The organism is Kitasatospora sp. NBC_01266, from assembly GCF_036242395.1.
Lineage (GTDB): Bacteria > Actinomycetota > Actinomycetes > Streptomycetales > Streptomycetaceae > Kitasatospora.
Window position 1 is genome coordinate 1,425,378 of record NZ_CP108458.1, and the last position, 17,308, is coordinate 1,442,685.

Consider the following 17,308-nt stretch of genomic DNA (forward strand, 5'->3'; position numbering starts at 1 on the left):
GGCCGCGGGCATGAACGGTGAGTCGTGGGTGGGCCGTCAGGCCAGCTTCTGGCAGAGCAGCGCGTAGGGGCGGGCGGCCCACGACTGCCACCAGGGGTGGCTGTAGGCCACGCCGGCGACGTACTCGTCGTCCGCGCACTGGCCCTTGTAGTCGCCGGGGGCGAAGTCACCGCCGCCGGCCGCCGGCGGGCGGTTGTCACCGCCGTTGAACCACACGGTGCGCGTGGCGGTGCCCAGCGGGACGGCGGACTTCGCGCACAGCACGCCGATGGTGTCGCCGTTGCGGCTGTAGCCGGTGGCGACCGACCCCTGCGGGCACTGGGCCTTGGTGTACCCCGACGCCCAGTCGGTGCTCACGTACGTCTCGCCGTGCACCACGGTGACGTCACGAGCGGCGTCCCACGCGGTGGTTGACGTGGCGTCGGTGCACAGTTCGCGGTCGCCGCCGTAGCTCAGGCCGGCCAACCGCTCGCCGTCGAGGCAGGTCGCCTTGAGGGCACCGGGGTCCCAGTCGGGGCGGTTCTGCATGGTGAGGGAGAGGTTGTCGTCACCGCCGCTGGAGTCGAGCGCCTTCCAGTCCACCGCCGGCATGTTCGTCCGGCCGATGGTGAAGGTGGTCATCACCGGGTAGTGGTCGCTCGGCGCGTAGGTGTCGAGCTGCCCGTTCGCCCAGCCCGGCTGCGGGTCGAAGAGCACCTGCACCGGGGCGACGGCGGCCGGGACGGGCCGCGTCGTGCCGGAGGCGTCGGTGTCGTTCAGGTAGCCGAGGTAGTCGAGGCTGTCGTCGTACGTGCTCGGGAAGCTCTCGATGCCCGACATCGTCTTGCACCAGGCGCCGACGTCGCAGTCCAGGGTGCGGACCGGGGCGTTCGGGTCCTCGACGGTGTGCAGCACCGCGCTGCCCGCCGCGCTCGCCCGGTCGAGGTCCGAGTCGCCCGGCGCGCGCCCGACCTGCCCGTTGAAGTACTCGATGTTGAGGTCGCCGCCCATCAGGACCGGCCCCTGGGTGCCGACGGTGGCGTTCACCCAGTTCTTGATCTCGCCCATCTGCTCGACCCGGGTGGCCCGGGTGGTGTCGACGGACGTGCCGGCCTGGTCGGCCTGCAGGTGCGTGCCGACGACCCAGGACCGGGTGCCGTTCTTGTCGATCTCGGCGAGCACCGCGCCCTTGTTGGAGAACCAGTCCCAGGAGACCGCGTTCTCGAAGACGTAGGCGTGCTGCGCCATGATCGGGTACTTGGAGAGGATCATGGTGCCGCCGCGGATGATGCCCGCGGCGGTCGAGCAGTCGCCGCTGATCGAGTCCCAGCCACCGCCCGAGCAGACCTGGCCGATGTTCGGCGTGTGGTACGGGTACTGGGCGGCGAGGTCCGCGGGGATCTGGTCGGACGAGGTCTGGTTGAACAGCTCGTCGAGGATGACCACGTCGGCGTCGTGCTCGCGGATGACCGCCTCGACGGCGGGGGTCCGTCCGGCGGCGTTCTCACTCTTCGCGGAGTCCACTGCCGAGGTGGCGAGGTCGACGTTGAAGGCCAGGACGGAGAGCGTGCTGGTGCCGGTCGTCGTAGCGGTGGCGGTGGCGGCCGTCGCGGTGCCAACCGAGGCGGACAGCAGCGCGCCGGCCATCGCCAGCGAGCAGGGGAGGACGAGGGTGCGGGTTCTGGACAACTGCGTGTGCTCCATCAATCAGTAGGGAAGCGCATTCCCGGAGGACGAGCAGGAGGCGGACGGACTGTCGGCCGAGCAGGGCGCGGCGGACCGGTCCGCCGGGTGTCGCGGTGTCTCCGACGCGCCGATGCGCCGACGGGCCGGGACGAGGCGGACCGGGTATCCGTCGGCGACCGGCCGGCGCGGGCGCCGACGGGGCGGGAGAAGCGCGGGACAGGGCCCCCGGCTGCCCCGCGGTGAACTTAGCGCACGATTGCTCAGTTTCAGGAGCGGTTGATCACAGTTGATCAGAGCGCGCTTGAGCTTTCATGCCCGCGCCATCTCCGCGTCGCCCCTCCGTCACTCCGGCGGACAGCCACCGCACACCAGTCGCTACGGCTCGTCACCGTCCTGAGCCCCACTCAGTCGCTCCCGGACGCCTCCGAGCAGACGCTCGCGACCTGACGGCGGTCCGCCGTGCCCGCCGGATGCGGTCAGCCGATGGCGCCGCAGGAGCCGCGGACCTTGAGTTCCGGCAGCAGGTCGATGCGGTGGGCGGGCAGGTCGGCCTCGCCTTCGAGCCGGCGCAGCAGGAGTGCCATCGCGGTCGCACCGACCGCCCGCCGGGGCGGTGCGACGGCGGTCAGCGGCGGGGCGGCCAGGGCGGCGAACACGTCGTCGTAGGAGATCAGCGCCAGGTCCTCGGGGAGCCGCAGGCCGCGGGCCCGCAGCAGCATCGAGAGCCGGACGGCCTCGTGGTCGTTGTGCACCAGCACGGCCCGGACGCCGGTGCCGGCGGCCGCCGCGATCCGGTCGGCCAGCCGCTCGATGCCGCCCGGGCCCTCGCCCGGCGCACCGGGGTCGCGGATGTCGAGCACCGGCTGCGGGTCGAGGCCGAGCCGCCGCACGGCCTCGGCGTAGCCGGCCCGGACCTGGTGGGCGGTCCAGCTGTCGTCGCGGGCGGCGAGCAGCACCGCGCAGTGGCCGAGCGCGGCGAGGTGGCGCAGTGCGAGCAGGACGCCGTGGCGGTGGTCGGAGGCCACGGTGTCGAGCGCGACCGCGGGCGCGCCGGGAGCGCCGCGCCGTTCGATCAGCACGGCCGGGACGGGCAGGTCGGCGAGCCAGTCGAGCGGACTGTCCGAGCCGGGCAGCCAGTGCGGGCTGAGCAGCAGTCCGTCCACGGCGGAGCCGAGCAGGTGCTCGACCTGGGCGCGGTCGTCCCGGGCCTGGTAGGAGGAGATGCCGAGGACCAGCCGGGCGCCGGCGGAGGCGGCCCGGGCCCCGGCGATGATCTCGTCGAAGTACGAGCCGACCGTGGGGACCAGCATGCCCACCACCGGCGGCCGCTCCGGCTGCTCGGCGGTCGCCCGGGACGGGGAGCTGACGACACCGTGCGAGCGGTGGAGCCGGCCGTCGGCGGTGAGGGCGGCGAGGTCCCGGCGCAGTGTGACGACGGGGATGCCCAGGTGGGCGGCGAGCTCGATCACCCGAACCGTGCCGAGCCGGTCGACGGCGCCGAGGATTCGGGCGCGTCGTTCTGCCGCCGTGCTGACCACTGCGACCTCCCCTGGGCAGTTGCGTGGATGAGCCGTAAGATCACTTTCTATCATTCGATCTCATTCGGTCCAAGTGTTCATCAGACGGCCAGTCCGTCGGGGCCGACCACCGGATCGGCATCGATCGGGCAGCGAAGCGGCTCCCCCAGCGGTAGTTCGGCTGTTACCCGGGTACCCTCCGCGGTCGGCAGGACGGTGCACCGCGCCGCGTAGGCGCGCACCAGGTCCAGCCCGCGGCCGGAGCACGCCTCCTCCTCCGGGCATGCCGGGGGCTCCGACGGCCGCCAGCGCCCGGAGTCCTGCACGTGCAGCACCAGTCGGCCGTCGCCGCAGCTCATCCGGAGCGCCAGGTCGTCGCTGCCGCTGTGCCGCACCGCGTTCGCGGCCAGTTCGGTCACGATGAGGCCCACCGCCTCCTCCACCGAGTCGGACAGGTGCCACTGCCGGACCACCCGGCGGGCGAAGCGGCGCAGCACGGGAACCGCGGACGTCTCGGCGGCGAGCACGCAGCCGATCGTCCGGATCCGGGCCGCGCACCCGCAGCGCGGGGGGCGGACCGGGGAGACTGCCGCATCGATGCTGGTCATCGGGAGCTCCTTCACGCCCGGGCGGCACACCGGCCGGACTGTGGAAGGGACGTGCTTCGGGGCACGACGGCGCCCGGAGCGGCAGCACGCGGTCGGCGACTCGCGGTGCGGACGGGCGTCGGCGGCGCTGGCGAGGCCGGTCGGGGACCCTGGGGCCCGCGTGCCGACCGTTACCGACGGGAGACGGATGCCGAGAGCGGCATGGACTCACGGTAGGGCGATCGATTGATCGCGTCAATCGGATCTGGTCAGTAATTAGCTCATTTGCTCAGCAAATGAGCGGGAGACGGACCCGTCAGCGGCGGCGGGCCGGAGCACAGCGCTCAGCCCAGGGGCCCCGCGGGCCCCTACCGGGCCGCCCCGCAGGACTCGCGGACGGTGATCGCCGGCCGGAGCAGGATCTGCCGGTGCGAGTCCTCCGGGTGCTCCAGCCGGTTCAGCAGCAGGCCGGCCGCGGTGCGGCCCAGCAGGTGCTTGGGCGGCGACACGGCGGTGAGCGGGACCTCGGCGATGTCGGCGATCTCGTCGTCGTAGGCGATCAGCGCCAGGTCGTCCGGCACCCGCACCCCGGCCCGGCGGGCCGCGGCCTCCAGCAAGGCCGCCTGCCGGTCGCCGAAGCAGACCGCGGCGGTCACGCCGGCCCCGCGCAGGCCGAGCAGGCAGCGGTCGGCCGCAGCCGGGCTCCACTCCTCCAGGGCGGCCCGGAACTCCGTTCCCGCGAGCCCGAGTTCACGCACGGCCTGCTGGAAGCCGCAGTCCACCGGCTCGGTGGTGGGGCTGTTCAGCCGCAGCACCAGCCCGATCCGCCGGTGCCCGAGCCGGGCCAGGTGGCGCACGGCGTCGTACCCCCCGGCCTCGTGGTGGGTGCAGACGCTCTCGGTGACGTCGCCGAGGCTGCGCCCCCGCCGCTCGACCAGCACGACCGGCACCGGTAGCCCGGCCAGCTGGTCCAGGTAGCTCTCCGGGCTCTGCGGACCGGCCAGGGTGGGCGCCAGCAGCAGCCCTTCGGCACCCGCCTCCAGCATGTCGGCGAGCGCCCTCGCCTCGCGGGCCTGGTCGTAGCCGGAGCAGGCGATGACGGACCGTGCGCCGGCCGCCGCCAGCCGCTCCTCGATGCCCCTGAGGACCCGGGGGTAGTAGAAGGCGGTATCGGGCACGATGACGCCGATCAGCGCGGAGCGGCCGCCACCCGCCTTCGGGGCGAGGACGTAGGTGCCGGAGCCCTGCCGCCGCACCACCAGCTCCTCCGCGACCAGGTCGGCGACGGCGCGGCGGACGGTGCTCACCGACGCCTCGTGCGCCCGGGCCAGCTCCTGCTCGGTGGGCAGCCGGCTGCCGGGCGGCCAGACGCCCTCCCCGATCTCCCGGCGCAGGCGGTCCGCGAGCGTGCGGAACTTCAGCCCCCTGGCTCCCGGGGCCGTGGTCCCGGCCGGTCGGTGGGCCGAGCCGGTCATGTGCGCTCCCTGGTCCGTCGCCTGGCGGGGTCCGTGCGACCGACGGCACCGCCACCGCCAGGATTTTCCATGATCCCGCTCCGGTCAACACCCGATCGGGCACATGACTCCCCCATGAATCGATCGGCCGTTCATCCCGTCACGACCCCGCGTCCACTAGGGAAACCGCAGCCCGACGCTGGGTGACGCCTGCCGGCGGCCCCCGGCGAAACATGTGGCCGGTCATGTGCTCCAAGCTCGTTGACCGTCCGAGTCGGGCGCCCTTACGGTCCTCACCAATCGGATCGGGGGGTTCGTCAAGGAGGACGCCCCGTGGACGCCACCCAGCCCACCGCTCGATCCGGCCCGGCCATGAGCCGCCGCCGGCTGCTCCAGATCACCGGTACCGCCGCCGCGCTGGTCGGCGCCGCCCAGCTGCTCCGCCCGACCATGGCCTGGGCCGACACCTACGACTCGATGCGCGGCACCTGGGTGCAACTGCTCACCGGCAGCGGCTTCACCGCCACGGCTGCGCCGTTCTCCACCGTGCTGTCCACCACCGGCTCCCAGGCGAGCGGCTACCAAGGCTCGATGGCACCGACCACCGGCTCGCTCTGGCCGGACCTGCCGATCGGCACCGTCTCCGCCAACGTCACCAGCAGCTACGACCGGCTCCGGACCATGGCGCTGGCGTACGTCCAGCCGAACACCGGCCTCACCGGGAACGCCGCGCTCGCCTCGGCGATCCTGACCGGGCTCGACTGGCTGTACGGCAACGCCTACACCCCCTCCACCACCACCTACAACAACTGGTGGGACTGGCAGATCGGCGCCCCGCAGCGGCTGCTGGACGCCGCGCTGCTGATGTACCCGCAGCTGAGCACCAGCCAGACGGCCAACTACTGCGCGGCGATCGACCACTTCGTCCCGGTCTCCCTGGTCGCGACCTACAGCGGCACCAGTACCGGCGCCAACCGGGTCGACCTCTGCCGGGTGCTGATGCTGCGCGGCGTGCTCGGCAAGAGCACGGCCTCGCTGACCAGCGGGCAGACGGCGCTCTCCCCGGTCTTCCCGTACGTGCTCAGCGGCGACGGCTTCTACTCCGACGGCAGCTTCATCCAGCACACCTACACCCCCTACGCCGGCCACTACGGCGACGTGCTGCTCGGCGACCTGAGCAAGCTGCTCACCCTGACCGCGGGCACCACCTGGGCGATCACGGATCCGGGCGTGCAGAACTTCTACGCGGCGGTGGACTCGGCCTTCGCGCCGTTCGTCTTCAACGGCCTGGTGATGGACGGCGTCTGCGGCCGCGCCGTGAGCCGCGGCATCGGCGCCACCAACAACCCGACGCAGTTCCAGCAGGACGACAACAACCGCGGCCACGGCGTGGTCTCCGACATCCTGCGGCTGGCCACCTCCGGTGCGGCCTCCCCGGCCCAGTCGGCGGCCTGGAAGTCCATGGTCAAGGGCTGGTTGCAGCGCCAGTACTACGAGCCGCTGATGAGCAACACGACCCTCGGCGTCGCCGAACTCGCCCGTGCCCAGGCCCTGCTGAACGACTCCACGGTCACCGCCACCGCCGAACCCGTCAACAGCGTGGTGTTCGGCATGGACCGGGCCGTCCACCGCCGCCCCGGCTGGGCCGCGCAGCTGAGCATCTGCTCCTCCCGCACCACCTTCTACGAGACCGGCAACGGCGAGAACCTCCAGGGCTGGCACCAGAACAGCGGGATGCTCTACTGGTACGGCTCCAACTACGGCGACGGGCAGTACGCGGACGCGTTCTGGCCCACGGTCGACCCCTACAAGCTGCCCGGCACCACCGTCTCCACGCTGGCCCTGGCCAACGCCGCGGGCGGAGCCTGGGGCGCCTCCCACCCCAACTCCGCCTGGGCCGGCGGCGCGACCGACGGCACCTACTCGGTGGTCGGCCAGGACGTGCGCGGCCTGCAGTCCACGCTCACCGGCAAGAAGTCCTGGTTCCTGCTGGACGACTCGGTCCACTGCCTGGGCGCCGGGATCACCTGTACCGACGGCGTGGACGTGCAGACCACCGTCGACAACCGCAACCTCGGCCCGAACAACACCCAGGGCCTCACGGTCGACGGCACCGTCCAGCCGACCACCCTCGGCTGGAGCCAGACCTTCACCGGCAGCCAGTACATGGCCATCGACGGGATGGGCGCCTGGGTCTTCCCCGGCGGCGCGACCGTCAACGCCAAGCGCGAGGCCCGCACCGGCGCCTGGTCGACCATCAACACCAGCTCGGCCACCACCCCGATCACCCGCAACTACCTGACCATGTGGTTCGACCACGGCACCGATCCCAGCGGCGCGAGCTACAGCTACCAGCTGATGCCGGGGGCGACGGCGGCACAGGCGGCCGCCCGCGCCGCGAGCCCGAACGTCACCGTGCTGGCCAACACCGCGACGGTGCAGGCGATCAGCTGCCCCTCGCTCGGGCTCACCATGGCCAACTTCTTCGCCGCCGGCTCGGCCGGCCCGCTCACGGCCTCCGGTCCGTGCTCGGTGCTGGTGCGCGAGCAGGGCGGCACCCTGACCGTCGCCGTCAGCGACCCCACCCGGGCCGCCACCACCGTCCAGGTCGGCATCGCCCGCACCGGCTACGCGGCCGTCAGCTCGGCCGCCGGCATCGCCGTGCTCGCCCCCTCCGGCGGGATCAGCCTGCTGGCGGAGACCGGCGGTACGCACGGCGCGAGCCGCACCGCCGTGCTGACGACCACCGGCAGCGCGCCCGCCACGGCGACCGCCACCCAGCTCACCGCGACGGCGTCCACCTACGTCCGCGACGGGTCCTACGCCAACACCAACTACGGCAACGCGACGACCGTGGTGGTGAAGAACACCAACACGGCCAACAGCGGCTACACCCGCGAGTCGCTGCTCGCCTTCGACGTCTCCGGCCTCACCGGCAAGGTCTCCCGGGCGGTGCTCTGGCTCTACGGCAACGTGCAGGACTCCGCCGGCACCGAGACCACGCTGCAGGCGTTCGGGCTCTCCTCGACCAACTGGACCGAGACCGGCGTCACCTGGAACACCGCCCCGAGCCGCACCACCGCGCTCGGCACCGGCCTGCTCTCGACCGGAGGCGACTGGATCGGCCTCGACGTCACCAGTGCGGTCGCGGCCGCCCAGACCTCGGCCGGCGGCAACGGTACGGCGGCCCTCGCCGTCTTCGAACCGGGCGGGGCCGTCGGACTCGCCGTGGTCCTCGACGCCCGGCTGAGCTCGACCAACCCGCCGCAGCTGGAGGTGGTCAGCTCCTGAGCCCTCCCCTCCCGGTCCCGCCCGGTGGGCCCGCGCCGGCTGTGCGCGGGCCCACCGGGCTTTCCGCTGCGCGGCCAGTCGCCTACTGTGTACTCGATCAACACCTGAGCAAGTGATACACAAGCGGTCTTGGCGGCCTGTCGTCAGCCCGGGTGCACCGGACAGGGAGAAGAGAAGCATGACGATCACCGCGGAGCAGCGGCGGGCCCGGATCCTCGATGTCGTCCGCGAGCTGGGCACGGTCCGGGTGGTGGACCTGGCCGACCGGGTCGGCACCGCCGCGGTCACCGTCCGCCGGGACGTGGCGGCCATGGCCGAGGCCGGCCTGCTGTACCGCTCGCACGGCACGGTCTCCCTCCCCCGCGACAGCTCCGCGCCGGACCGGCCGGACCGCGACCGGATCATCGGCATGCTGGTGCCCACCGTCGGCTCCTACTTCGACGAGATCATCGCCGGGGCCCGCACGGCGGCCACGGCCGCCGGGGCCAGGCTGGTGCTCGGCATCTCGGCCTACGAGTCCTCCGACGACCGGGCCCAGGCGGAGCAGCTGCTCGAGGCCGGGGTCGACGGCCTGCTGCTGAGTCCCAACTGGCGCCCGGCGACCGGCGCGGTGGACACGGCCTGGATCCGCGAACTGCCGGTGCCGGCCGTCCTGGTCGAGCGCCCCGCGCCCGCGGACAGCACCGCCGCCGAGCTGGACTCGGTGAGCTCCGACCACCGGCACGGCGTGCTGCTGGCCCTGCGGCACCTGCTCTCGCTCGGCCACGAGTCGGTGGCACTGGCCGCCCGGCTGGACTCCTGGACGGCCGGCCAGGTACGGGCGGGCTACCAGGAGGGCGTCCGGCTGCTCGGGCTGAAGCCGCAGCCGGTGCTCGACATCACCCGCCCCGGCCTCGACCCCGACGGCCTCGCCGCGCGGATCGCGGAGGCCGTCGGGCAGGGTGTGCGGGCCTTCCTGGTGCACAACGACCAGGAGGCGATCCAGCTGACGCCGCCGCTGCGCGCCCGGGGGCTGCGCGCGCCGGACGACCTGGCGCTGATCTCCTACGACGACGTCTTCGCGGCGCTGGCCTCGCCGCCGCTGACCGCCGTCTCGCCGCCCAAGCACGCGGTGGGCACCGGCGCGGTCGAGCTGATCCTGCGTCGGATCGACGGCGACTCCGAACTGCCGATCCACCACGTCCAGTTGCTGCCGAAGCTCAAGGTCCGCGGCTCCTGCGGCGGCACCAACGGCTGACGGGGCGCCTGCCGGCGCCCCGTCAGCTCGCCAGTCATCGCCCCGTCAGACTGCCGGTCCGTCAGCCCGTCGGTCCGCCAGCCGCGCCAGCAGGGCCGCCCCGGACCCGAGCAGGCCGTCGAGCGGAGCGGCCGACGGGAACCACGGTGCCTCGTACTCCCAGGAGACCCAGCACTCCGGGGGCAGCAGCCCCAGGCACTCGGCCAGCGGCAGCACACCCGCGCCGAGCGGCAGGGGGGTGAGGTCGTCCGGCCCGGCGACGTCCTTGACCTGCACGTAGCCGAGGCTCGGGGCGAGCGCGGCGTGCGACACCGCCGGGGACTCCCCCGCCAGCCAGGTGTGCAGGACGTCCCAGAGCGCCCCGACCGCCGGGTGGTCCACCAGCTCCAGCACCCGGGCCACATCCCGCCCCGCGCGGTGCGAGTCGTGGGTCTCCAACAAGATCCGCACGCCCAGCGACTCGGCCTCGTCCGCCACCGCGGCGAGGCGCCGCGCCGCCCGCCGGTCGGCCCCGACCGCCGGCGCGTCCCCGCCGCGCGGGAAGACCCGCAGGTGGCGGGCGCCGAGGTCGGCGGCCAACCGCAGCTGCCCGCGCAGTTCGGCGACCGGCCTGGCATCCTCCCCGGGGGCTGCCACGGCGGCGTAGCCCGCGAGGGCCAGCGGGGTGACGCCGGCCCGCCACAGTGCCCGGGCGGCGGCGGACCGTTCGGCTGCGGTCATCTCCGGGTGCACCGGCTCGCCCGGCGCGCAGCGCAGTTCCAGGCCGGCCCAGCCGTGCGAGGCAGCCAGCCGGAGGACCTCGGCGAGCGGGCGGCCGGGCAGGCCGAGGGTGGAGAAGGCGAGGCGCATCCGGTCAGCCCTCCGGGCGGTCGGTGGTGACGGTGACCCGGCCGGGGGCGAGGACGGCCTGGTGGGCGCCACCGTCCGGCCAGCGCACCCGGACCCGGTCGCCCGCCACCCGCACCAGCGGCTCCGGAACGGGTCCGGGCGCAGCGGACCGGTCCAGCCTGGCCCGGCTGACGAAGAGTGAGCTCCCGGTCCCAGTGGCTCCGGTGAGCACCGGCACGGCGGCCGCCGTGCCGAACGCCGTGCCGCCGGGCAACCGGTGGCAGTCGGCGTCGGCGAAGCCGTGCAGGCCGGCCAGTGCGGAGACCAGGGGCAGGCCCCGCAGGTCGGTGGCGGTCACCCTGGCGTGCCGCGTGTCCGCCCACTGCTCGGCCGCCGCACCGGCTGCGGCCCACCCGCTCTGCCGCACTCCGGTGCCGGGCTCGGCACCGCTGACCAGGTGGATCCGGACCTCGTCGGCGCCGGCGGCGAGGACCAGCGAGGTGACGGTGACGCCGGGCAGCTCCCGGCCGCCGACCAGCGGGTGGTGGGCGGAGGCGGCCCACCCGTCCCCGGCGCCGAGCGGCCTGATCCGGCCGCGCTCGCTGAGCTCGCCGTCCACCACCAGGCCGAGGTGGTTGTCCGGGGTGCCCTCGAAGGCCGGGCCGGTCGCGGTGGAGTAGGCCAGGCGGGCGTAGAGCGGGTCGTCGGCGTGCACCTGGTCGGCGGGCTGGTCGTCACTGCCGTGGTTGTGCAGCCGGACCAGGCCGTCGGCGGCGGTGGACTGGATCAGCCAGCCCGGCTGCGGGAGGGCGGTGACCGCGTCCGCCGTCTCGGCCGGTCCCGGTTCCTCGACGGCCGTCCACACCGGGTGGTCGGCGGGCAGCAGCAGGCCCAGGAACCCCTTGCTCGCCCAGTACGCCGAGGCCGGTCCGGAGTAGTTCTGGACCATGGCCGGGTAGCGGCCGAACCAGCCGGGCGGGAGCAGGCCGTCGGCGTCGACGGCGCCGCCGTCGACGAAGTACCGCAGCGTGCCGGAGGCCAGCCGGCGGGTGGTACCGGGAGACAGCGGGGTGTGGCCGGTCAGGGTGCCGGCCCAGAGCGGTGCGGCGGCGGCGAACCGGTAGGCGAGCGAGCGGCCCTGGTGCACGGGCGCGCCGTCGGTGCCGAAGGTGCGGGCGTGCCCCGCGAGGTGGGCGGCCAGCCGGGGGCCGTAGGTGTCGAGCAGGCGCTGGTCGCCCGTCAGGTGGGCGTGCAGCACGGGGTAGAGGTGGAAGGCCCAGCCGTTGTAGTGGTCGAAGGCGCGCGGCCGGCCGTCGGTGTACCAGCCGCCGCCGAGGTACCACTGCTCGATCCGGGCCAGTCCGCGGTCGACGGCGCGCTGTCCGGCGCCGTCGTGGTCGAGTCCGGCCTCGACCAGGAAGGCGCCGACCATGGCGGGGAAGAGCCACCAGTTGTTGTCGACCGGGGAGGGCGCCAGGCCCGGGGCGAGCCAGGCGCGGACCTGCTCCCGGGTCCGCCCGTCGAGGGTGTCCCAGAGCCACGGGCGGGTGAGGCGCAGGCCGACGGCGATCGAGGCGGCCTCCACCAGGGCCTGTCGGCGCTCGACGATGCTCGGCCAGGAGACCTGGTCGCCGTCGGCGAGGTCGCCCTCCGCGGTCGGGGTGCGGGTTCCGGCGGCGAGTCCCTCGGCGTACCGGCGCAGCAGGCCGGCGGGGTCGGCGCCACCGGCGCCGGCCACTCGGAACGCGGCGAGCAGGAAGGTCCTGGCGTACCCCTCCAGGCCGTCCGAGCGCCGCCCGGAGATGCTGGGCCGCTCGCCGGGGAGCGGGATCAGCGCGTGCTCGGGGCCGGCGAACCGCGCCACGGACTCCAGCAGGCCGTCCGCGACGGCCTCCCAATGGGCCCTGGTCCATCCGGTGTGCGGGCTGAGCGTCCGGTCTTCCGGTGGCAACTCGATCGCGGGCACGGCAGTACTCCTTGCTCTGGAAGGGGCTGATCGAATCTAGGAACCGTCAGATCATTCGTCAAGCCGATCAGAGCGAATGATCAGCCTGCTCTTGGCGGCAACCATGACAATCCTGATTTAGCTGCAGATTTGGCAGCTCGCACTGGTCACGATTCGATCACCTTGGATCACTTGATCTCTTACTCTTGACTCTGATCGCAGGTGGTCGCAGGATAGCCGCGATCCACCGTCGCCGACCTCGCGACGACCGGTCGCAACCGGCACACCGCCCCCGCCCCGCCCCGCCCCCCAGGAGCCGAGCCATGTCGATCCCCCGCACCAGCGCCCGTTCGCGCAGATCGCGCCTCGCCGCCGCCACCGCCATCGGTGCGCTCTCCCTCTCCCTCGTCGCGGCCTGCGGCAGCAGCGGTTCCAGCACCGGCGCCCCCAGCGCGAGCGCCGGCCCGGTCACGATCACCTTCTGGGGTTGGGCCAAGGGCACCCAGGACGTGGTGAACGCCTTCAACGCCTCGCACAAGGACGTCCAGGTCAACTTCCAGCAGATCCCGTCCGGCGTCGCCGGCGGATACGCCAAGATCTCGGACGCGGTCAAGGCCGGCAACGCCCCGGACGTGTTCAACGTCGAGTACGCGGCGCTGCCCGACTTCGTCAGCCAGGGCGCCGTGCAGGACATCAGCAAGCTCGTCCCGGCGAGCCTCAAGGCGCAGTACCTGCCGCAGTCCGTCGAGCTGACCACCCTGGCCGACAAGACCTGGGGCCTGCCGCTGGACGCCGCTCCGCAGGCGCTCTTCTACCGCAAGGACCTGTTCGCGCAGGCCGGCATCACCACCCCGCCGACCACCTGGGACGAATACCTGGCCGACGCCCAGAAGCTGAAGCAGGCCGAGCCGAACACCCGGATCGGCACCTTCTTCCCCGACGACCCGAGCACCCTGGAGGCGCTCTCCTGGCAGAACGGCGCGCACTGGTTCACCAGTGTCGGCGACACCTGGAACGTCGCGGTCAACAGCCCCCAGACCAAGCGGGTCACCGACTACTGGCAGCAGCTGGTCTCCGGCGACCTGGTGCGGGTGCAGACCTCGTTCAGCCAGCAGTGGGTCGCCTCGCTGCAGAAGGGCGAGACCGCTGCCTACGTCGGTGCCGCCTGGGGTGGCGGCGTGCTCAAGTCCGACCTGGCGAGCTCCCCCGGGGCCGCCGGCAAGTGGGCCGTCGCCCCCATCCCGACCTGGGACGGCAAGCCCGCCAGCGGCATGCTCGGCGGAACCACCTTCGCCGTCTCCAAGGACAGCAAGAAGGCCAAGGCCGCCGTGGAGTTCTCCACCTGGGCGACCACCACGCCCGAGGGCATCCAGGCCCGGATCGCCTCCGGCACCTCCTCGATGTTCCCCGCCGCCCCGACCCTGATCCCGAGCGCCAAGGCCGCGTTCAACACCGACTTCTACGGCGGCCAGGACATCTACTCCGTGTTCGTGGACGAGTCCAAGGCGATCGTGCCCAGCTGGCAGTGGGGCCCGGCCCTGAGCGTCACCAACAGCACCCTGTCGGACGCCTTCGGCAAGCTCGGCAGCGGCGGCAGCATCGGCTCGGCGGTGGACTCCGCCCAGCAGGCCACCGTGGACGCGCTGAAGACCCGCGGGCTCAAGGTCGCCCAGTGACGCAGCCCCGAACAGCGCCTCCGGCGCGGGGCACCACCTCCTCCGTCCGCGCCGCCACCGTCAGGCGGCGCGGGCGGGGCGGGGCCCCCGCCGTGCTCATCGCCCCGTTCATGCTGCTCTTCACCGCGGTGATGCTGGTCCCGATCGGTTACGCGGTCTACCTGAGCCTGTTCACCGAGCAGCGCTCCGGGCTGGGCTTCGGCGACGCCCGGACGGTCTTCACCGGCTTCGGCAACTACGCCCGGGCGCTCGGGGACTCGGCCTACCGGACCGGGTTCCTGACCATCGTCCAGTACTGCGTGATCTACATCCCGGTGATGCTCGGGGTGTCATTGCTGGTGGCTCTGCTGCTGGACTCCGCACTGGCCCGGGCCAAGCGCTTCTTCCAGCTGGCGCTGTTCCTGCCGCACGCCGTGCCGGGCATCATCGCCGCGCTGGTCTGGACGTACCTCTACACCCCCGGCATCAGCCCGGTGCTCGGCGTGCTGCACTCGGCCGGCGGCCAGCTGGACCTGCTCGGCCACCCGCTGCCCGCCGTGGTCAACATGGCGGTCTGGGAGTGGACCGGCTACAACATGGTGATCTTCTACGCCGCCCTGCAGGCCATCCCCCGCGAGGTGCTGGAGGCCGCCGTGGTGGACGGTGCCGGCCCGCTGCGCACCGCGCTCAGCATCAAGCTCCCGCTCATCCGCGCCTCGATCACCATGGTCGGCATGTTCACCGTGATCGGCTCGCTCCAGCTCTTCACCGAGCCGATGATCCTCTACCGCACCGCACCCGCCGTGGTCAGCTCCTGGACGCCCAACATGTACGCCTACACCGCGGCCTTCGACCGCAACGACTACGGCCTGGCGGCCGCCTCCTCCGTACTGCTGGCCCTGGTCGCCGCCGCACTGTCCTTCGTCGTCACCCGGGCCACCCGCAGCCGCGCCGAGCGCCGATCGGAGGCCACCGCATGACCACGCTCTCCTCCCCCGATCGCGCCGCCGCGCGGCGGACCCGGCCGACTCCCGCGCCCGGCCGGGCAGTTCGGCGGCAGTGGAGCCTCTCCAAGGCCGCTGTCAACGGCGCCCTGGTGCTGTTCACGCTCTACACCCTGTTGCCGCTCGGTTGGCTGGTCACCGCTTCGGCCAAGAACACCCCGGACCTGCTCGGCGGCAACACGCTCACGCTGTCCAACATCCACCTCGGGCAGAACCTGCACGACCTGGCCACCGCCGACGGCGGCATCTACTTCCGCTGGTACCTCAACTCCCTGCTCTACGCCGGGATCGGCGCCCTGCTCTGCGCGTTCATCTGCGTCTGCGCGGGCTACGCCTTCGAGGTCTACCGCTTCCGCGGCAAGGAGAAGCTGTTCGGCCTGGTGCTGGTCGGCGTGCTGGTGCCGACCACCGCGCTGGCCCTGCCGATGTACCTGCTGGCATCCAAGGTCGGCCTGGTGAACACCTTCTGGTCGGTCCTGCTGCCCAGCCTGGTCAACCCGTTCGGGGTCTACCTGGCCCGGGTGTTCTGCGCCGGCTACGTGCCCGGCGAGGTGCTGGAGGCGGCCCGGATGGACGGCGCCGGCGAGCTGCGCACCTTCTGGTCGATCGGCCTGAAGATGGTGATGCCCGGCTTCGTGACGGTCTTCCTGTTCCAGTTCACCGCCATCTGGAACAACTTCTTCCTGCCGCTGGTGATGCTCTCCGACAGCAAGCTCTTCCCGGTCAGCCTCGGGCTCTACTCCTGGAACACCCAGACCCGCGGCGAGCCCGGCTACTACCCGCTGGTAGTCACCGGTGCGCTGCTCGCGGTCCTCCCGCTGGTGGTCGCCTTCGTGGCCCTGCAGCGGCACTGGAAGGCCGGTCTCACCGCGGGCAGCGTCAAGTGACCGCCCCTCCCGTCCACTCCACCGACACCCCGGAGAGTCCCGTGTCCGATCCGCAGCCCGCCGCCACGGGCGGGGCGGAGCCGCTGCCCGGCGGACGCCGCCGCCCACGGGCCGTGCTGGCCATGCACCCCGAGCTCGCCCCGCGGCTGCTCGACCAGCGCACGCTCGGGCGGCTCATCAGCCTCGCCGAGCTCGACCCCGGACTCGTCCTCGACGACTTCGGCACCCCCGCGGCACTCGCCGCCCTCGCCGAGGCCGAGGTCATCGTCAGCAGCTGGGGCTGCCCGCCGATCGACGCGGCCGTGCTGGCCGCCGCGCCCCGGCTGCGCGCCGTGCTGCACGCCGCCGGCTCGGTCAAGCACCACGTCACCGACGCCTGCTGGCAGCGCGGCATCCAGGTCACCTCGGCGGCCTGGGCCAACGCCCTGCCGGTCGCCGAGTACACCGTCGCCGCCATCCTGTTCGCCAACAAGCAGGTGCTGCGGATCAGTTCCGAGTACCGGCAGCAGCGCGGCCGGCGCGACTGGCAGCACGCGCACCCGGAGATGGGCAACTACCGCAAGACGGTCGGCATCGTGGGCGCCTCGCAGATCGGCCGCCGGGTGCTGGACCTGCTGCGGCCGTACGACTTCGAACTGCTGCTGCACGACCCGTACGTGACGCCGGAGCAGACGCAGGCGCTCGGCGCCCGCGCCGTGTCGCTGGGCGAACTGTGCACGCTCAGCGACCTGGTGAGCGTGCACGTGCCCGAGCTGCCGACCACCCGCCACCTGATGAGCCGTCAGATGCTGGGGCTGATGCCGGACGGCGCGACCCTGGTCAACACCTCCCGGGGGTCGCTGATCGACCAGGACGCCCTGGTCGAGGAGTTGGTGTCCGGCCGGCTGAGCGCGGTGCTGGACGTCACCACCCCCGAGGTGCTGCCCGCCGACTCGCCGTTGTACGAGCTGCCGAACGTGCTGCTCACCCCGCACCTGGCCGGCTCGCTGGGCAACGAGCTGCACCGGATGGCGGCTGCCGCCGCGGACGAGCTCGCCCGCTTCGCGGCGGGCCTGCCCTTCGCCCACCCGGTCCTGCCGGAGGCGATCCACCAAACGGCCTGACGGTTCGTCAGGCCACCGAGCCCCCGCCGGGGTCCCTGCCAGGGCCCCGGCGGGTCCAGCACCGCGCCGCCGATTTCGGAAAGCGCTTACCATGCTTCGTCCGCACCGGCCGGAGCCCCCACCGCACAAGGAGAG

The 17,308-nt window shown here is 73.0% G+C and carries 12 protein-coding genes; 6 read left to right on the forward strand and 6 right to left on the reverse strand.

Annotated elements, in window-relative coordinates:
* Nucleotides 1-36: 36 nt before the first annotated feature.
* From OG403_RS06405 to OG403_RS06420, 4 genes are all read right to left on the reverse strand, one after another.
* On the reverse strand, nucleotides 37-1,668 hold the full coding sequence (locus OG403_RS06405) for a sphingomyelin phosphodiesterase (RefSeq protein WP_329562134.1): 1,632 nt from the start codon (nucleotides 1,666-1,668) through the stop codon (nucleotides 37-39).
* Nucleotides 1,669-2,141: 473 nt separating this feature from the next.
* Nucleotides 2,142-3,203 (reverse strand): substrate-binding domain-containing protein, encoded by a 1,062-nt coding sequence (locus tag OG403_RS06410; RefSeq protein ID WP_329562136.1) that lies wholly within the window; start codon nucleotides 3,201-3,203, stop codon nucleotides 2,142-2,144.
* 80 nt (nucleotides 3,204-3,283) lie between these two features.
* Complete coding sequence (locus OG403_RS06415; RefSeq protein WP_329562138.1) at nucleotides 3,284-3,790, reverse strand: ATP-binding protein; 507 nt, start codon at nucleotides 3,788-3,790, stop codon at nucleotides 3,284-3,286.
* Between the two features lie 347 nt (nucleotides 3,791-4,137).
* Nucleotides 4,138-5,244, reverse strand: coding sequence for a GntR family transcriptional regulator (locus OG403_RS06420; RefSeq protein ID WP_329562140.1), 1,107 nt, complete (start codon nucleotides 5,242-5,244; stop codon nucleotides 4,138-4,140).
* Nucleotides 5,245-5,556: 312 nt separating this feature from the next.
* Between OG403_RS06420 and OG403_RS06425 the strand changes: the two genes are divergently transcribed.
* Together OG403_RS06425 and OG403_RS06430 are read left to right on the forward strand one after the other, a co-directional pair.
* Nucleotides 5,557-8,514, forward strand: coding sequence for a polysaccharide lyase family 8 super-sandwich domain-containing protein (locus OG403_RS06425; RefSeq protein ID WP_329562142.1), 2,958 nt, complete (start codon nucleotides 5,557-5,559; stop codon nucleotides 8,512-8,514).
* A 178-nt stretch (nucleotides 8,515-8,692) separates the two neighbouring features.
* Nucleotides 8,693-9,751 carry a LacI family DNA-binding transcriptional regulator gene (locus OG403_RS06430; protein ID WP_329562143.1) on the forward strand — a complete coding sequence of 353 codons (1,059 nt, stop codon included), beginning with the start codon at nucleotides 8,693-8,695 and terminating at the stop codon, nucleotides 9,749-9,751.
* Nucleotides 9,752-9,796: 45 nt separating this feature from the next.
* On the opposite strand, the gene OG403_RS06435 is transcribed toward OG403_RS06430, so the two are convergent.
* Together OG403_RS06435 and OG403_RS06440 are read right to left on the reverse strand one after the other, a co-directional pair.
* Nucleotides 9,797-10,600, reverse strand: coding sequence for a sugar phosphate isomerase/epimerase family protein (locus OG403_RS06435; protein WP_329562145.1), 804 nt, complete (start codon nucleotides 10,598-10,600; stop codon nucleotides 9,797-9,799).
* A gap of 4 nt (nucleotides 10,601-10,604) precedes the next feature.
* A complete protein-coding gene (locus OG403_RS06440) occupies nucleotides 10,605-12,545 on the reverse strand; it encodes a DUF2264 domain-containing protein (RefSeq protein WP_442910870.1) in 1,941 nt (646 codons plus the stop codon).
* Nucleotides 12,546-12,847: 302 nt separating this feature from the next.
* Between OG403_RS06440 and OG403_RS06445 the strand changes: the two genes are divergently transcribed.
* The 4 genes from OG403_RS06445 (at nucleotide 12,848) to OG403_RS06460 (ending at nucleotide 17,173) form a co-directional block, all read left to right on the forward strand.
* Nucleotides 12,848-14,200, forward strand: a complete 1,353-nt coding sequence (locus OG403_RS06445; protein WP_329562147.1) for an ABC transporter substrate-binding protein — start codon at nucleotides 12,848-12,850, stop codon at nucleotides 14,198-14,200.
* Between the two features lie 110 nt (nucleotides 14,201-14,310).
* A complete protein-coding gene (locus OG403_RS06450; RefSeq protein WP_329572138.1) occupies nucleotides 14,311-15,159 on the forward strand; it encodes a carbohydrate ABC transporter permease in 849 nt (282 codons plus the stop codon).
* Nucleotides 15,156-16,070: a carbohydrate ABC transporter permease gene (locus OG403_RS06455; RefSeq protein ID WP_329562149.1), complete on the forward strand. Its 915-nt coding sequence runs from the start codon at nucleotides 15,156-15,158 to the stop codon at nucleotides 16,068-16,070. The genes OG403_RS06450 and OG403_RS06455 overlap by 4 nt, the downstream gene beginning before the upstream one ends.
* A 122-nt stretch (nucleotides 16,071-16,192) precedes the next feature.
* Nucleotides 16,193-17,173, forward strand: a complete 981-nt coding sequence (locus OG403_RS06460; protein ID WP_329572140.1) for a hydroxyacid dehydrogenase — start codon at nucleotides 16,193-16,195, stop codon at nucleotides 17,171-17,173.
* Nucleotides 17,174-17,308: the final 135 nt, after the last annotated feature.

Coding starts and splice junctions, on each gene's coding strand:
- OG403_RS06415 (WP_329562138.1), bottom strand. CDS start 3,790: ATGACCAGCATCGATGCGGCAGTCTCCCCGGTCCGCCCCCCGCGCTGC.
- OG403_RS06420 (WP_329562140.1), bottom strand. CDS start 5,244: ATGACCGGCTCGGCCCACCGACCGGCCGGGACCACGGCCCCGGGAGCC.
- OG403_RS06430 (WP_329562143.1), top strand. CDS start 8,693: ATGACGATCACCGCGGAGCAGCGGCGGGCCCGGATCCTCGATGTCGTC.
- OG403_RS06435 (WP_329562145.1), bottom strand. CDS start 10,600: ATGCGCCTCGCCTTCTCCACCCTCGGCCTGCCCGGCCGCCCGCTCGCC.
- OG403_RS06445 (WP_329562147.1), top strand. CDS start 12,848: ATGTCGATCCCCCGCACCAGCGCCCGTTCGCGCAGATCGCGCCTCGCC.
- OG403_RS06450 (WP_329572138.1), top strand. CDS start 14,311: ATGCTGCTCTTCACCGCGGTGATGCTGGTCCCGATCGGTTACGCGGTC.
- OG403_RS06455 (WP_329562149.1), top strand. CDS start 15,156: ATGACCACGCTCTCCTCCCCCGATCGCGCCGCCGCGCGGCGGACCCGG.
- OG403_RS06460 (WP_329572140.1), top strand. CDS start 16,193: ATGCACCCCGAGCTCGCCCCGCGGCTGCTCGACCAGCGCACGCTCGGG.